The 15832-nt window shown below is 60.9% G+C and carries 15 protein-coding genes; 10 read left to right on the top strand and 5 right to left on the bottom strand.

Going from position 1 to position 15832, the window contains the following annotated elements:
- Positions 1 to 52: 52 nt before the first annotated feature.
- Together fabV and QMK52_RS26560 are read left to right on the top strand one after the other, a co-directional pair.
- Positions 53 to 1246 carry an enoyl-ACP reductase FabV gene (gene fabV / locus QMK52_RS26565; RefSeq protein ID WP_194440324.1) on the top strand — a complete coding sequence of 398 codons (1194 nt, stop codon included), beginning with the start codon at positions 53 to 55 and terminating at the stop codon, positions 1244 to 1246.
- Positions 1247 to 1460: 214 nt separating this feature from the next.
- Entirely contained in the window at positions 1461 to 2102 is a 642-nt protein-coding gene (locus tag QMK52_RS26560) for an HAD family hydrolase (protein ID WP_194440325.1), read from the top strand.
- Here the strand turns inward: QMK52_RS26560 and QMK52_RS26555 are convergent.
- Complete coding sequence (locus tag QMK52_RS26555; protein ID WP_005786265.1) at positions 2080 to 2985, bottom strand: LysR family transcriptional regulator; 906 nt, start codon at positions 2983 to 2985, stop codon at positions 2080 to 2082. The genes QMK52_RS26560 and QMK52_RS26555 overlap by 23 nt on opposite strands.
- A gap of 102 nt (positions 2986 to 3087) precedes the next feature.
- On the opposite strand from QMK52_RS26555, the gene QMK52_RS26550 reads away from it, so the two are divergent.
- Positions 3088 to 4257 carry an aspartate aminotransferase family protein gene (locus tag QMK52_RS26550; protein WP_194440326.1) on the top strand — a complete coding sequence of 390 codons (1170 nt, stop codon included), beginning with the start codon at positions 3088 to 3090 and terminating at the stop codon, positions 4255 to 4257.
- A 25-nt stretch (positions 4258 to 4282) separates the two neighbouring features.
- Here QMK52_RS26550 and punR read toward each other — a convergent pair whose 3' ends face one another.
- Positions 4283 to 5197, bottom strand: a complete 915-nt coding sequence (gene punR / locus QMK52_RS26545) for a DNA-binding transcriptional activator PunR (RefSeq protein WP_320403670.1) — start codon at positions 5195 to 5197, stop codon at positions 4283 to 4285.
- Positions 5198 to 5319: 122 nt separating this feature from the next.
- On the opposite strand from punR, the gene punC reads away from it, so the two are divergent.
- The gene (gene punC / locus QMK52_RS26540) at positions 5320 to 6504 is read left to right on the top strand and encodes a purine nucleoside transporter PunC (protein WP_005786270.1); all 1185 of its coding nucleotides are present in this window, start codon (positions 5320 to 5322) and stop codon (positions 6502 to 6504) included.
- A gap of 127 nt (positions 6505 to 6631) precedes the next feature.
- On the opposite strand, the gene QMK52_RS26535 is transcribed toward punC, so the two are convergent.
- Positions 6632 to 7465, bottom strand: a complete 834-nt coding sequence (locus QMK52_RS26535; protein WP_320403669.1) for a nucleoside-binding protein — start codon at positions 7463 to 7465, stop codon at positions 6632 to 6634.
- Positions 7466 to 7622: 157 nt separating this feature from the next.
- Between QMK52_RS26535 and QMK52_RS26530 the strand changes: the two genes are divergently transcribed.
- Positions 7623 to 9125, top strand: coding sequence for a nucleobase:cation symporter-2 family protein (locus tag QMK52_RS26530; RefSeq protein WP_320403668.1), 1503 nt, complete (start codon positions 7623 to 7625; stop codon positions 9123 to 9125).
- A gap of 100 nt (positions 9126 to 9225) precedes the next feature.
- On the opposite strand, the gene QMK52_RS26525 is transcribed toward QMK52_RS26530, so the two are convergent.
- Positions 9226 to 10158, bottom strand: a complete 933-nt coding sequence (locus tag QMK52_RS26525; RefSeq protein ID WP_320403667.1) for a proline iminopeptidase-family hydrolase — start codon at positions 10156 to 10158, stop codon at positions 9226 to 9228.
- A gap of 90 nt (positions 10159 to 10248) precedes the next feature.
- Positions 10249 to 11013, bottom strand: coding sequence for a LuxR family transcriptional regulator (locus QMK52_RS26520; protein WP_122733262.1), 765 nt, complete (start codon positions 11011 to 11013; stop codon positions 10249 to 10251).
- Positions 11014 to 11196: 183 nt separating this feature from the next.
- Between QMK52_RS26520 and QMK52_RS26515 the strand changes: the two genes are divergently transcribed.
- The 5 genes from QMK52_RS26515 to QMK52_RS26495 are packed head-to-tail and all read left to right on the top strand — an operon-like array spanning position 11197 to position 15810.
- Positions 11197 to 12084 carry a proline iminopeptidase-family hydrolase gene (locus tag QMK52_RS26515; RefSeq protein WP_005786278.1) on the top strand — a complete coding sequence of 296 codons (888 nt, stop codon included), beginning with the start codon at positions 11197 to 11199 and terminating at the stop codon, positions 12082 to 12084.
- Positions 12085 to 12087: 3 nt separating this feature from the next.
- Positions 12088 to 13035, top strand: coding sequence for an ABC transporter permease (locus QMK52_RS26510; protein WP_005786280.1), 948 nt, complete (start codon positions 12088 to 12090; stop codon positions 13033 to 13035).
- Positions 13032 to 13889 carry an ABC transporter permease gene (locus QMK52_RS26505; protein WP_005786281.1) on the top strand — a complete coding sequence of 286 codons (858 nt, stop codon included), beginning with the start codon at positions 13032 to 13034 and terminating at the stop codon, positions 13887 to 13889. Before QMK52_RS26510 ends, QMK52_RS26505 begins: the two co-directional genes overlap by 4 nt.
- On the top strand, positions 13886 to 14842 hold the full coding sequence (locus tag QMK52_RS26500) for an ABC transporter ATP-binding protein (RefSeq protein ID WP_320403666.1): 957 nt from the start codon (positions 13886 to 13888) through the stop codon (positions 14840 to 14842). Before QMK52_RS26505 ends, QMK52_RS26500 begins: the two co-directional genes overlap by 4 nt.
- On the top strand, positions 14839 to 15810 hold the full coding sequence (locus QMK52_RS26495; RefSeq protein WP_320403665.1) for an ABC transporter ATP-binding protein: 972 nt from the start codon (positions 14839 to 14841) through the stop codon (positions 15808 to 15810). The genes QMK52_RS26500 and QMK52_RS26495 overlap by 4 nt, the downstream gene beginning before the upstream one ends.
- The last annotated feature ends 22 nt before the right edge of the window (positions 15811 to 15832 follow it).

Below are 15832 nucleotides of genomic sequence, written 5' to 3'. Positions count from 1 at the left end.
AGTTGAATGGCCACCATTGGCCTTCGGCACCTTGGAAGAGGCAGAAATTTTTATGATCATCAAACCGCGGGTTCGTGGCTTTATCTGTGTGACCGCCCACCCTGTTGGCTGTGAAGCGAACGTCAAAGAGCAGATCGACTACGTAACCAAAAACGGCGTCATCGAAGGCGGCCCTAAAAAGGTACTGGTCCTCGGTGCCTCCACCGGCTACGGCCTGGCCGCGCGCATTAGTGCTGCGTTTGGCTGCGGCGCCGACACCCTGGGCGTGTTTTTTGAGAAAGAAGGCGAAGAAGGCAAACTGAGCTCCGCCGGCTGGTACAACAGCGCGGCGTTCGAGAAGTTTGCCGTGGAAAAAGGCCTGTACGCCAAGAGCATCAACGGCGACGCGTTTTCCGACGAGATCAAGCGCCTGACCATCGAGACCATCAAGAAAGACCTGGGCAAGATCGACCTGGTGGTCTACAGCCTGGCCGCGCCGCGCCGTACCGACCCGCAAGGCGTGGTGCACACCTCCACCCTGAAGCCAATCGGCAAGGCCGTCACCCTGCGCGGTATCAACACCGACAAGGGCGTGGTGGTCGACACCACGCTTGAGCCTGCAACCCAGGAAGAAATCGACGGCACCGTGAAGGTCATGGGCGGCGAAGACTGGCAGCTGTGGATCGATGCCCTGCGTGACGCCGATGTGTTGGCCGAAGGCGCCAAGACCACCGCCTTCACCTACCTCGGTGAGAAGCTGACCCAGGACATCTACTGGAACGGCTCCATCGGCGAAGCCAAGAAAGACCTGGACAAGAAAGTCCTGACCCTGCGCGAAAACCTCGCGGCGCTCAAGGGCGACGCCCGCGTGTCGGTGCTCAAGGCCGTGGTCACCCAGGCCAGCTCGGCGATCCCGATCATGCCGCTGTACCTGTCGTTGCTGTTCAAGGTGATGAAAGAGCAGGGCACCCACGAAGGCTGCATCGAGCAAGTCTACGGCCTGTTCAAGGACAGCCTGTACGGTAAAGAACCTAAGCTCGACGCCGATGGCCGCTTGCGCGCCGACCTGGCTGAGCTGGAACCCAAGGTCCAGGACGCCGTGGCCGCGCTGTGGAATCAGGTTACCGACGACAACGTCAATGAGATCAGCGACTTTGCCGGCTACAAGGCCGAGTTCCTGCGCTTGTTCGGCTTTGAAGTCGATGGCGTGGATTACGACGCGGATGTGAACCCGACCGTCAAAATCAACGGCCTGATTCAAGCTTAAGGTCTGATCCGGACCAAAATGTGGGAGGGGGCTTGCTCCCGATGGCGGCGTATCAGTCACTATCTTCAGTGGCTGACACCCTGCTATCGGGAGCAAGCCCCCTCCCACATTTGATCCGAGTCTTTTCAGACACTTCTTACGCCCCGACGCGCGCCTCTCTCTTCCAGATCTGCCAGACTCCAGCTGCTATCAAGCCACGCTAACGGAGGATCTGATGACGATTCGTGCAGTAGTTTTTGATTTCGGCGGTGTCCTGTTCGACTGGAGCCCGCAGCACCTGTACCGCAAGCTGATTGCCGATGAGGCAGAGCGGCAGTGGTTTCTCGACAACATCTGCACCCAGGCCTGGAACACCGAGCAAGATGCCGGTCGTACCCTGGCCGAAGCCACCCGCACCCTGATTGACCTGCATCCCGATCACGAACCCTTGATCCAGGCTTACTACGAGCGCTGGCACGAGATGCTGCGCGGTGAGTTAGCCGACGGCGTGGCGATTCTCAAGGCCTTGCACAAGGCCGATATGCCGTTGTTCGGGCTTACTAACTGGTCGGCGGAGACCTTCCCCTACGCCCGGGCCCACTATCCGTTCCTGCAACTCTTTCGAAACATCGTCGTGTCCGGCGAATTGAAATTGATCAAGCCTGACCCGGCGATCTACCACGCCAGCCTTGATCAGGTCCGCGCTCACCTGCCGGACATAAAACCGAGTGAAGTGGTGTTTATTGACGATGTCGCCGGCAACACCGAGGCTGCTATCGCGTTGGGCTGGCAGGGCATTCATCATGTATCTGCCGAGCGTACCGCCGCGCGTCTGCGGGCGTTGGGCGTGGCCTTTAATGTGCCCACTTTTCCATGACGAAATCGACGAATGCCCGCAGCTTGGGCAGGCGGTAACGGTCATGGCGATACAGCAGGTGCATCGGGCGGCTGGGCAATTTATACGTGGTTAACAGGGCCACCAGCTTGCCGCTCTCCAGGTCCGGTTGCACCAGGGCATCGGCCAGCATCGTGATGCCCATGCCGTTGACGGCCGCCTGGCGCAAGCCTTGCGAGCTGTTGATGGTCAATGAACCCGCCACCGGAACCTCCACCTCGCTGCTATCCTCGCTCATGCGCCACAGTTTGTCGGTGTCACGCCAGTTGTCGTTCGCAGGGTAGGCGAACGCCAGGCAGTCATGTTGTTGCAGGTCCTGCGGGGTCTGCGGCGTGCCGCGTCGCGCCAGGTAGGCAGGTGATGCGCAGAGGGTGAGCGTGTAGGGCTGCATGGGCCGGGCGATCAGGCTGGAGGTCCCCAGTTCACCGAGACGGATCGCTACGTCGAAGCCACTGTCGACCAGGTCCATGCGTTCATTGCCCAGCACTACGTACAGGTCGATAAGTGGATAACGCTGGGAAAACTCGCTCAAGGCCGGCACCAGGCGTTCGGTGCCGAACACAGGAGGCGCGGTGATACGCAGGCTGCCTTTAGGGGCTTCGCTGTGGATCTGCTCGGCCAGCAGTTCGGAGTCCGCCACCAGCCCCAGCACTTCCAGGCAGCGCTGGTAATATTGCCCGCCAAATTCGGTCAGGTTCTGCTTACGCGTGGTGCGTTTGAGCAAGCTCACGCCCAGCCGTTGCTCCAGCGCCCGCAGATGGTTGCCCACCATGGTGGTCGACATCCCGCATTCTTGCGCGGCGGCAGTCATGCTGCCGGTTTCAACCACTTTCACGTACACCGACATTGCCTGGAACAGATCCATTATCAAGCCCTGATTTAAAGTCATTGCAGATATTCGCAGTTTATCCAGCGCAGGTGGTTAACGATACTTCCATCACCGCAACGATGCACTGGAGCCGCTACCATGACCGCCGCCTGCCTGATGAGCACCTACCAACCCTTGGCCCTGAGCTTCACCCGTGGCCTGGGCACGCGCCTCTGGGACCAGCAGGGCCGCGAATACCTGGACGCTGTCGCCGGCGTGGCAGTGACCAATGTCGGCCATTCCCACCCCAGGCTGGTGGCGGCCATCAGTGAACAGGCCGGCTTGCTGCTGCACACCTCCAACCTCTACAGCATCGACTGGCAACAACAGCTGGCCCAGCGCCTGGCGCAGCTGTCGGGGCTCGATCGCGCGTTCTTCAACAACTCCGGCGCTGAGGCCAACGAGACAGCCCTGAAACTGGCGCGCTTGCATGGCTGGAAAAAAGGCATTGAACAGCCGTTGGTGGTGGTGATGGAAAACGCCTTTCACGGCCGCACGCTGGGCACCATGGCCGCCAGTGACGGGCCATCGGTGCGCCTGGGCTTTCAGCGCCTGCCGGGGGATTTCATCAAGGTAGGCTTTGGCGATATGCAGGCTTTGGAGGTGATCACTGCGCAGTTCGGCACGCGCATCGCAGCCGTGCTGCTTGAGCCGATCCAGGGTGAAAGTGGTGTGGTGGTGGCGCCAGTGGGTTATCTCAAAGCCTTGCGCGATCACTGCACGCGCCACGGCTGGCTGATGATGCTCGACGAAATCCAGACCGGCATCGGGCGCACTGGCGCCTGGTTTGCCTTCCAGCACGAAGGCATCGTGCCAGACGTAATGACCCTGGCCAAAGGCCTCGGCAACGGCGTGCCCATCGGCGCCTGTCTGGCCCGTGCCGCGGTTGCTGCGCTGTTCACTCCAGGCAGCCATGGCAGTACCTTTGGTGGCAACCCGCTGGCGTGCCGTGTCGGTTGCACCGTGCTGGATATCATTCATGAGCAAGGCTTGTTGCAAAACGCCGCACACCAGGGCGAACACTTGCTGGCGCGCTTGCGCATGGAGCTGGACGGGCACCCGCACGTCCGGGCAATTCGTGGCAAAGGCTTGATGATCGGGATTGAGCTGGCCAGCCCTTATCGCGACCTGGCCCAACGTGCCGCCCAGGAGCACGGGCTGCTGATCAACGTCACACGGGGCAAGATCATTCGCCTGTTGCCGCCGCTGACGTTGCACAGCAAGGAAGTCGAAATGATCGTACGTGCCATCACCCGACTACTGGCTTGAAATGCAATCAAAGTGTGGGAGGGGTTCAGAGGGAGGGGCCATTCAGCCATTCCTGGTTCATGGTTTCGGTATCTCCCAGGTATTCCAGCAACCACGCCATGGCCGGCGAAAGCTTGCTCTGCGCCCACGCCACGCATGATGGGCTGGCTGGAAAGGGCCTGCTCAATTGCAGCGCCACCAACTCGCCGCGCTCGATCCATGGCAATACCTGATGGGCCGGCGCCATCCCTACACACAGCCCATCGCGTAGGCAATCCAGGGCCGAAGCCCAGTTGGGCACCACTAGGCGGCGCTGGTTATCCAGGGTCCAGGTGTCACGCTTGGGCAGATTGCGCGAGGTGTCGGTCATGCACAGTGAGGCGAAAGGGCGCAATTGGTCATCACTGAGCAAGCCTTCCACCGCCGCCAAGGGGTGCCGAACACTGACCACACACAGCCAGTTCAGCAGGCCCATGTCGCGGAAGCTGAAGTGACTCGCCACCGGCACCGCGCTGGTGGCGCCGATCACGATGTCGGTGCGCTCATCGGCCAGCGCATCCCATACGCCGTTGTACACCTCGTATTCGAGCAGCAGTTCCACCTCGGGAAACTGCCGATAGAAGTCCAGCACCAGTTGGCGGCAGCGTTGGGGTTTGACGATGGAGTCCACCGCCACCTTCAACTGGCCGCTCCAGCCATTGGCCACCTGCTGGCACAAGCGTCGGGTGCCGAGCATTTTCTTCATCACGCTGCGGGCTTCGTCGATAAACAGGCGGCCTGCGGGGGTCAGTTCCACGTCGCGATGCCGGCGCACAAACAAGGGCACGGCCACCCATTCTTCAAGTTGGCGTACGGTGTAACTGATGGCCGACGGTACGCGGTGCAGTTCCTGGGCGGCGGCGCTGAAGCTGCCGTGACGGGCGACGGCGTCGACCACATCCAGAGAATATTCCGACCACATGTGGGCTGCCTTCAAAATTATTGATGAGAGTGTCCAATTATTATCGCTTCACACAGATTTTGTCAGCTTCATAATGGGCGCCAGTCAGCAAATAGTTTGATGGCAGTTTTTACAAGGCTTCGATGAAAAATTCTTTTGGTTTTACCTGGTATCTGGCGGGGCTGAGTATGCTCGGCTATCTCGCCATGGACATGTACTTGCCGGCGTTTGGCGCCATGGGCGAGCAGTTGAATATTGGTGCTGGCGCGGTGGGCGCCAGCTTGAGCATTTTTCTCGCCGGCTTTGCGGTGGGGCAGTTGGTGTGGGGGCCGCTCTCGGACCGCTTGGGGCGCAAACCCATCCTGCTTGCCGGCCTGAGCCTGTTTGTGCTCGGTTGCCTGGGCATGTTCTGGGTCGAGACCACCCCACAACTGCTGGCGCTGCGCTTTATACAGGCGATTGGCGTGTGTGCCGCAGCCGTGAGCTGGCAGGCATTGGTGATTGATCGCTACCCGGCCGACAAGGCCCATCGCGTCTTCGCCAGCATCATGCCATTGATGTCGCTGTCGCCGGCTCTTGCACCGTTGTTGGGCGCCATGGTGTTGAATCACTTTGGCTGGCAGGCGATCTTCGGCGTGTTGCTGGTGGTCTCGCTATTGCTGCTGTTGCCGACCTTGTTCCTGCGTAGTCTGCCCAAGCGTGTGGAGCACAAGGGCGGACCCACGCGTCTGGGGTACGGACAGTTGCTCACCTCGCGGGTGTTTACCGGCAACGTGATGATTTTCGCCGCCTGTTCGGCCAGCTTCTTCGCATGGCTCACGGCCTCGCCGTTCATCCTCGGCGGCATGGGCTACAGCCCGAATGACATCGGCCTGAGCTACGTACTGCCGACCCTGGCGTTTCTCGTTGGCGGCTACAGTTGCCGCAGCGCCTTGCAGCACCTGGCGGGCAAAACCCTGTTGCCGTGGTTGCTGGGCGCCTATTGCCTGAGCATGGTGGCGCTGTACCTGGTGGCCACCTTGAGCGTGCCGACCCTGACCACCTTACTGATTCCGTTCTGCCTGATGGCGCTGTGCAACGGCGCCAGCTACCCGATCGTGGTGGCGAATGCGCTGATGCCGTTTGCAGAAAACTCCGGCAAGGCCGCGGCCCTGCAAAACACCCTGCAACTGGGCCTGTGCTTCCTGGCCAGCTTGTTGGTGTCGTCGATGATCGAGCAACCGCTGATGATCACGGTGATTGTGATGTTGGCGACGGCGCCGCTGGCGGTGTTGGGGTATTGGCTGGCACGGCCGAAGCGCAATACTTCCGAACTGGCCAGCGCCTGAGCTGACAATACGATCAAACTGTGGGAGGGGGCTTGCCTGCGATAGCGGTCTGTCAGTTAGCCCATCTGGCACTGATACACCGCTATCGCAGGCAAGCCAGCTCCCACATTTTTTTGAGTTTCTTCAGTTAGAACGTCACTTCCATGTTCAGCGTCGGCGTTGAGGTGCGGCTGCCACGGCCACCGTCCACGCCGAACTTGTTATGCCAGTACTCATACCCCACCCCCAGGTACAGGTTCGGCTTGACGCTTTTACCCGGCCGTACCGCCACCATCAGCGCCGTGCGCATGAGCGCTTCCGGTGCCGTATCGCGGCCATGGTAGTCCTCGCCTTTCTCCCCGACGTAATTGATAAACACCTGGAATTTCGCCGCATGGTTGCCGACCTCGAACGGGCGCATCCACGTCAGGTTAAGCATGTAGGTGTCGTCGAAGGTGTGGTTCGACTCTTGCGCGCCGGGAATGCCGGTGTGGTTCTTTTCCTTGTAGTACATCAGGCTCAGGTCCAGCACGCCGACGGTGTTGAACTTCAAGGTCGGGCCGATCACCAGCGCGCGCTTTTTGGCTGAGGCGAAGTTGTTGTTGCGGTTGGCGTCGAAACCCAGGGTCAGGGCGTAATCCTTGATCAACCCGGTGCCCGGCGGCAGATCGAACACGCGCGAGGCATACAGCTGGTGCCGGTACACGGCATACACCTCGCTGCCGCCATGGTCGGTGCCCTTGCGTGGGTCGCGGCTATCGGACAGAAACACATCGAGGTTGAGGAAGTTGCTGCCGTAGCGGTAGCCGCTGGCGTGGGTGAAGCTGTAGATGCGCTTGCTGAAATCGTCGGGGTTGTTCGGATTGGTGAAGTGCTGGCCGTAGCGAAATCCTACGCTGTTGTTCATCCATTCCACTGCCACAGCCTCACCACCGCCCAGAAGGGTCAATGCAACGGTTGCGCCCTGTAGTGCCTTTTTCATTATTTTTGTCCTTTGGCGTTCTGGCTCATGACGGCCGGATTGTTTTTGTAACGCCGCGGGAGGGTATCTTGTTCGATTGATTGTATACAACTCTATGGACATACAGTCTGAACATTGCATACAGTGAGCGCACAACAAAAACAGAGAACCCCTCACCATGACTATCCCGAAGGCGTCACCGCAGCGGCCCGAAGATGAAAATCTGGGCGTTGCCGCCAACATGGCTTACGGCCTGCAGCATGTACTCACCATGTACGGCGGCATCGTCGCCGTGCCGTTGATCGTCGGCCAGGCCGCCGGGTTGTCGCCGGCGGATATTGGTCTGTTGATTGCCGCGTCGTTATTTGCCGGTGGCTTGGCCACGTTGCTGCAAACCCTTGGCCTGCCGTTCTTCGGCTGTCAGTTGCCACTGGTGCAGGGCGTGTCGTTCGCGGGTGTGGCGACCATGGTGGCGATTGTCGGCAGCGACGGTGCGGGAGGTATTCCGGCAATTCTCGGTGCGGTGATGGCCGCGTCGTTGATCGGCCTGTTGATCACCCCGGTGTTTTCACGCATTACCAAATTTTTTCCGCCACTGGTGACCGGCATCGTGATCACCACTATCGGTCTGACGCTGATGCCAGTGGCTGCGCGCTGGGCCATGGGCGGCAATAGCCGTGCGGCGGATTTCGGCAGCATGTCGAATGTCGGCCTCGCTGCCCTGACTCTGGTGCTGGTGCTGCTATTGAGCAAAATCGGTAGCGCCACGATCTCGCGTTTGTCGATCCTGCTGGCAATGGTGATCGGCACAGTAATCGCCGTACTGCTTGGCATGGCTGACTTCTCCAGCGTCACGCAAGGGCCGATGTTTGGCTTTCCTGCACCTTTCCACTTTGGTATGCCGACCTTTCATGTGGCCGCGATCATTTCCATGTGCATCGTGGTGATGGTGACGCTGGTGGAAACCTCGGCGGACATCCTCGCAGTGGGCGAGATCATCGACACCAAGGTTGACTCCAAGCGCCTGGGCAATGGCCTGCGCGCTGACATGCTGTCGAGTATGTTCGCGCCGATCTTTGGTTCGTTCACCCAAAGCGCGTTCGCCCAGAACGTCGGCCTTGTGGCGGTGACCGGTGTGAAGAGCCGCTTTGTGGTGGCCACCGGCGGGGTGTTCCTGGTGGTGCTGGGCCTGTTGCCCTTTATGGGGCGGGTGATCGCGGCGGTGCCCACCTCGGTGCTGGGTGGCGCGGGGATCGTGTTGTTCGGCACGGTCGCGGCCAGTGGCATTCGTACGCTGTCCAAGGTGGATTACCGCAACAACATGAACCTGATCATCGTTGCCACGTCCATCGGCTTTGGCATGATCCCCATCGCCGCGCCGAGCTTTTACGATCAGTTCCCGAGCTGGTTCGCGACCATCTTCCACTCGGGCATCAGTTCGTCGGCGATCATGGCGATCCTGCTGAACCTGGCGTTCAACCACTTCACCGCCGGTAACTCGGACCAGCAGTCAGTGTTTGTGGCGGGGACTGAGCGTAGTTTGTGCTTTCGCGATGTGGCCGCGTTGCGTGATGGGGATTACTACCGGGGTGGGAAGTTGTTTGATGCAGAGGGTAAGGAGATTCCCCTGGTAGCGGATACCTCGAAGAAAGCTGCAAAACCCGAAACCACTGAGGTCTAAAAATGTGGGAGGGGGCTTGCTCCCGATAGCAGTGTGTCAGCCACTGAAGATATTGACTGATACACCGTCATCGGGAGCAAGCCCCCTCCCACATTGGAACCTAGCCAGCCTTGCGGGCTTTGTGCGGCATTGAACACACCTCATCCAGAAACTTCACCACGGTCCCCATGCACGCCTGGCGTTCTTCCACATGGGGCATGTGGCTGGAGTCTTCAAACAGTGCCCAGCGCACGTTTGCGATCTCATCCAGAAACGGCTTTACCACCAGCGGTGTGGCTTCGTCATGCCTACCGGAAATCACCAGGGTCGGCACTTTGATCGCGTCCAGGCGGCCAATCACGTTCCAGTCCTTCAAGCTGCCGATCACGTGGAATTCAGTCGGCCCGCTCATAGCGTGGTACACCGTCGAGTCTGCGTCGACCTGGGCGAAGGTGCGCGCCACTTCCTCGGGCCATGGGTTGACCCTGCACACGTGCTGGTCATAGAAAATCCGCGAGGCCGCCAGGTATTCCGGGTCTTGATAAGTGCCGGCCTGTTCATGTTTGAGCAGGGTTTCGTGCACGCCTTCGGGCAGCAGTTTACGCAGGCGATTGGCTTCGCTGACCCAGGTGCGCATACAGGTCGGTGAGTTGGCGGGGATAAACGCGCGCAGGCCCTTGGGCTGCAAGATCGCGTGTTCGCTGCCCAGCATACCGCCCCAGGATTGACCGAGGATCGCGTAGTTGTCGCTGATTTGCAGGTGGTCCAGCAGGTTGTTCAACTCGTCGAGGAACAGGCCGATGGTCCAGAACGAAGGATCTTTGTGGGGCAGGTGCGTGGACCGACCGTTGCCCAGTTGGTCATAGTGGATCACCGCGTGGCCGCTGGCGGCGACATCCTTGAAGGCATCGACGTAATCGTGGGTGCAGCCCGGGCCGCCATGGATGATCACCAGCGGCGTGCGGCCCGTGCCCAGGTCACCGGTGACGCGATACCAGGTCTGGTAGGCGCCAAAGGGTGCGTAGCCTTCGCGAACTTTTTCGATGAATTCCATTTCGTACCCTCTGAAAAAAATGATCAGGGTTACGATAGTCTGAACAAAAAGTTTAGGTAACTAGCAAAACAGCTAGGTTTTTGCGAAAACTCAACCTTCCAGCAAGCGGTAATGGGTGGCCCGCACCACCGCTTGGACGCGGTTCTTGGCCCCCAGTTTGTGCATGGCCGAGGCCAGGTGCAGGGTGACGACTGCCAGGGAGCGGCTCAGTTTGGTGGCGATTTCGGCGGCGGTCAGCCCGTCGGAGGCCCATTTCAGGCATTCGCGTTCGCGCTTGGTCAGGTGGATGTGCGGGTACGTGCGCAGTTCCTTGCTGAACAACGGGTAAGCCGCTTCCTGCAGGGCGTGGGTAATCAGGCTGAAGTCGGCCAGTGTGTGCTGTGCGTCCTTCAACACCGTGCGCGCCTTGCCGGTGCGCAGGCCGGTCAGCGATGCGAAGCCACCACGGGGCAAGTGAATGGGCACGCTGACGCCGCAGGTCAGTTCACGTTCGTGCAGGTACGAGGAAACGGGGGCGTGGCAGGGGTCGATGATCTTTTGCAGGGCGGTCTCGGTTTTCGCTTCATAGGACCAGACAAACGGCGATACCGTGCTCAACGCCAGGTGCTGCACCGGGTCGATCTGGTAAAACCCTTCGCTGCACCATAAGGCGTGCCAGTCGGGCGGTGTGTTGCGCAGTTGCAACACCGAGGGGGTAATCAGTGTGCCATTGAGGTCGATGGGCACCGGCGTGTAGTCGTACACCAGCGCATCGAAGCCCAGTTGTTGGGCAAGAATAAACGTATTGTCCATCTGTTCATCCAGGCTCCTGCCCGGCATGAGGCGATTATTGAAGGCGGTCAGCTTGGCCAGCATCCGTTCTGCTCCCGAATTCATTTGAATCTCGACTTGCTGCAAGTAGAATGCCACGCCCCGGCGAAGGACAGCCAGGCCAAACCTATAAGAAATACTAGGTTATGGACGCACGGTATCCTCGGTAGTGTTGACCTGATAAACGGCCGCTACCCGCCAGGCCGATACAACACAAGGAATGTATGCATGTGGCGTGAAATTGCCCCCGACCAGCAGTACAACGTACAAGTCGACGGCCATAACCTCGTGGTCTACAGCTTTGGCGAAGGCGATGAAGTGCTGCTGTGTCTCAACGGCGGCCCAGGCCTGCCGTGTGACTATCTGCGTGACGCTCATGGCTGGCTCAAAGCGCATAACCTGCGAGTGGTTGCATTCGACCAGCTTGGCACGGGCGCATCAGCCAGACCGACCGATGTTGCGCTGTGGGAAATCCGCCGTTATGTCGAGGAAGTCGAGACCGTGCGCCAAGCCCTGGGCCTGGGCCGCGTGCATTTGCTCGGGCATTCCTGGGGCGGTTGGCTCGGTATCGAATACGCCATCCATTATCCCGATGCGCTGAAAAGCCTGATCCTGGAAAACACCGTCGGCGACATTCCTCATCTGTCCCAGGAACTCGAACGCCTGCGTGGCGCCCTGGGCAGCGAAACCGTGGCCATGATGCAGCGCCACGAAGCCATGGGCGCCCTCGACCACCCGCAATATCAGGCCGCCATCACCTTGCTCAACTACCGCCATGTGTGCCGCCTCGACGAGTGGCCGGAGCCGCTCAAACGCTCCCTGGGCGACTGGAACATGGGGCCCTACGCAACCATGCAGGGCCCCAACGAGTTCCTTTATATCGGCAACCTCAAGGACTGGAACCGCCTCAAGGAGATGGCTGAATTCCGGATGCCGATCCTGATCACGACCGGCCAGCACGACGAACTGACCCCCGCCTGCGCCATGCGCATGAAGCTGGCCGCCACACACGCCGAACTGCACGTATTCCCCAATAGCAGCCATATGCCGTTTTATGAGGAACCTCAAGCGTACTTCCCGGTGCTGCTGGACTTTCTCGCTCGCCACCGAGGCTGACGGATGAACCTGGCGCGTTACCGTTTTGTCCTGTCCCGGCCGTTGCAACTGCTGCCGGTGCTGTTTGGCATCAGCCTGATCACTTTTGTGTTGGTGCGCTCGATCCCCGGCGACCCAGCGCGGGCTTTGCTTGGCTCGCGCAGTACGCCGGATGCGCTGCTGAAAATCCGTGCCCAGTTCGGCCTCGACCAGCCCTTGTGGCTGCAATACTTCTACTTCCTGAAAAACCTGCTCAAGGGCGACCTCGGCCAATCGCTGCTGTACAAGGTCGACGCGCTGAAGCTGATCGTTACCCGCATCGAGCCGACGCTGATGCTGGTGCTGGGCAGCGTGGCCCTGGCGTTGCTGATCGCGGTGCCGCTGGCGACAGTAGCGGCGCGTCACAAAGGCGGTTGGGCGGACAACCTGATCCGCGTTTTCACCACGGTCGGCCTGGGGATGCCGGCGTTCTGGCTGGGCTTGATGCTGATCCTGCTGCTGAGCGTGCAATGGGGCCTGTTCCCGGTGTCTGGCTATGGGCGGACCTGGCTGGACAAGGCCCACCATATGGTGTTGCCGTGCCTGACCATCGCCCTGGCGCTTTCGGCGGTGCTGGTGCGCAACCTGCGGGCGAGTATGTTGATGGAGCTGCAGGCCGATCATGTCACCGCCGCCCGGGCCCGAGGCTTGTCCGAGGCTGCGGTGTTTCGTCGGCATGTACTGCCTAACTCCCTGGTGCCGGCCGTCAACCTGCTGGCGGTCAACATCGGCTGGCTGATCAGCGGTACGGTGGTCATCGAAAGCCTGTTTGCGATTCCGGGCATCGGCCAATTGCTGGTGCGCGGTATTTTCACCCGTGACTACATGGTGGTGCAGGGCGTGGCGATGGTGCTGGCCTGTGCCACGGTGGTGGTCAACTTCGTCGCCGACATAGTGACGGTAGCGCTCGACCCACGGGTGAAGATGCAATGAGCAGCCGCCCACTGATTGCACCCTGGCGCTTGCGCCTGCGCTTTGGCTTTCGCAATGGCCGCCTGACCGCCGCCTGGGGCCTACTGATCCTGTTGACGTGGCTGGCCCTGGCGCTGTTTGCGCCGTGGATCGCACCGTTTGACCCCATCGCGCAAAACACCGACATGAGTTTGCTGGCGCCCAGCCTTGCCCATCCGCTGGGTACCGACAATTACGGCCGGGATGTGTTATCGCGGGTGATCTGGGGCGCGCGCATCGACCTGCAACTGGCGATTGTCGGGGTGATCTTCCCGTTCATCATCGGCACTTTCGTCGGCGCGGTGTCCGGTTATGTGGGTGGGCGTTTCGACAGTTTCTGTATGCGCGTGATCGATGTGGTGCTGGCGTTCCCGTTCCTGGTGCTGATGCTGGCGATCATGGCCATTCTGGGGCCTGGCTTGCAGAGCTTTTATATCGCCATGGCACTGGTGGGCTGGGTGTCGTATGCGCGGTTGATTCGCTCGCAGATCCTGGTGCTCAAGGAAAGCGAGTTTGCCCTGGCCGCCAAGAGCCTGGGGTTTGGCCATGGGCGCATTCTGTTCCGGCATTTGCTGCCCAATGCCCTGTTTGGCTCCATCGTGTTTTCCATGTCTGACGCGGTGCTGGTGTTGCTCAACGGCGCCGCCGTGAGTTACCTGGGCCTGGGCGTGCAACCGCCTACTGCGGAGTGGGGGACGATGGTGGCCGAGGGGCAAGCCTTTATCACCACGGCCTGGTGGATCTGCACCTTCCCGGGGTTGGCCATTGTGACCCTGGCCATGGGCTTTAGCCTGTTGGCCGACGGTGTCGCGCAAGTGTTGGGGGACCGCTCGTGAGCCTGCTGCAAGTGCGCGACCTCAGCGTGATCGCCAACAACAGCGGGCGTGATGTCACCTTGGTAGATCGTGTGTCCTTTGACCTGGCCGAAGGTGAGATTCTCGGCCTGGTGGGTGAGAGCGGGTCGGGCAAGACCATGGCCTGCCGCGGCTTGATGCGCCTGCTGCCATCGCCCGGCCTGCGTGTGCAAGGTGGCGCCGTACGCCTGGCCGGCCAGGACCTGCTGCAACTGAATGACGCCGGTATGCGCGCCGTGCGGGGCGGGCAACTGGGCATGATCTTCCAGAACCCCAGCAGCCACCTGGATCCGCTGATGCGCATTGGCGAGCAGATCGCCGAGGGCATCCGCCTGCATCAAGGTGCTACAAAAAAGGACGCGCGCACGCAGGCTATCGAGGTATTGCGCCAGGTCGGAATCCCGGACCCGCAGGCGCGGGTCGACAACTATCCCCATGAGTTTTCCGGCGGTATGCGCCAGCGCGCGATGATCGCTGTGGCCCTGGGCTGCAACCCGAAAGTGCTGATTGCCGACGAGCCGACCACGGCTCTGGATGTGACGGTGCAGGCGCAAATCCTGCGCCTGTTGCTCGACCTGCGTGACCAGCGTGGCCTGTCGATCATCATGATCACCCATGACCTGGGCGTGGTCGCGCAAACCTGCGACTCCATCGCGGTGATGTACGCTGGGCGCCTGTGCGAGCACGGCAGCAAATACGAACTGCTGGCGCGGCCACAGCATCCGTACACCGCTGGGCTGATCGACTGCCAGCCGGCCCACAGCAGCGGTCATGCCTTGTTGCGCACCATCCCTGGCCAGCCGCCGTTGCTCGATGCCTTGCCTGACGGTTGCCGCTTTAATCCGCGTTGCCCGCAGGCCGGGGCCTTATGCGCCGAGCTGTTGCCCCAAGGCGCACGCGTGGCCTGTCACTATCCGTTGGGAGGGCGACCATGAGCCTGTTGCAGATCAAGGACCTGGAGGTACGTTTTGCCGCGTCCGGCAGTGGCCTGTTCGGTTTGAACAAGCAGTGGGTGAGGGCGGTGAACGGGGTGTCGCTGAACCTTGCCGCCGGTGAAACCCTCGGCTTGGTGGGCGAGTCCGGCAGCGGCAAGAGCACCCTGGGCCGGGCGATTTTGCACCTCAACCCGATCAGCGCCGGCCAGGTGCTGTTTGACGGTATCGATATGGCTCAAGGCAGCGCCATCGACATCGCCCGCCTGCGCCATGAAACCGCGATGATTTTCCAGGACCCGTACGCCGCGCTGAACCCCCGGCACAGTATCGGCGAAACCCTCGCCGAGGTGTTGCGCGTGCAGCGCAAGGTGGCTGTGGAGCAGATCCCGGCACGCGTCAACGAGCTGCTGGAACTGGTGGGCCTGCGCCCCGAGTTGGCCGGGCGCAAACCGGGCTCCCTCAGCGGCGGCCAATGCCAGCGCGTCGGCATCGCCCGGGCACTGGCGGTGGAGCCGCGCCTGATCATTGCCGATGAATGCGTGGCCGCGCTGGATGTGTCGATCCAGGGCCAGATCATCAACTTGCTGCTGGAACTGCAACAACGCATGAACCTGGCGATCCTGTTTATCGCCCATGACCTGGCCATCGTGCGGCGCCTGTGCGACCGCGTGGCGGTGATGTACCTGGGCAAGATCGTCGAAGAAGGGCCGGTGGAAGCGGTGTTCACCACGCCGCGTCATCCGTACACGGCGGCGTTGATCGAGGCGATTCCCGAGATTGACCCGCATCGGCCGTTGCCCGCGCATCCCTTGCCGGGTGAGCCACCCAGTCCACTGAATCTGCCTACAGGCTGTGCGTTTCACCCGCGTTGCCGGTATGCGCGAGCCGTGTGTTCCGCGGTGTTGCCGCCGACCCATTTCCTGCACGAGCATCGGTACAGTTGCGTGCTTGAAGAACCTTTGCCTTGACCTCTGCCATTCATTAACAAGG

Origin of the sequence: Pseudomonas sp. P9_2 (assembly GCF_034008255.1) — a bacterium.
In the GTDB taxonomy this organism is placed as follows: Bacteria; Pseudomonadota; Gammaproteobacteria; order Pseudomonadales; family Pseudomonadaceae; genus Aquipseudomonas; species Aquipseudomonas synxantha_A.
The sequence above is the reverse complement of the archived record's forward strand: the minus strand, read 5'-3'. Positions and strand labels throughout refer to the sequence as shown.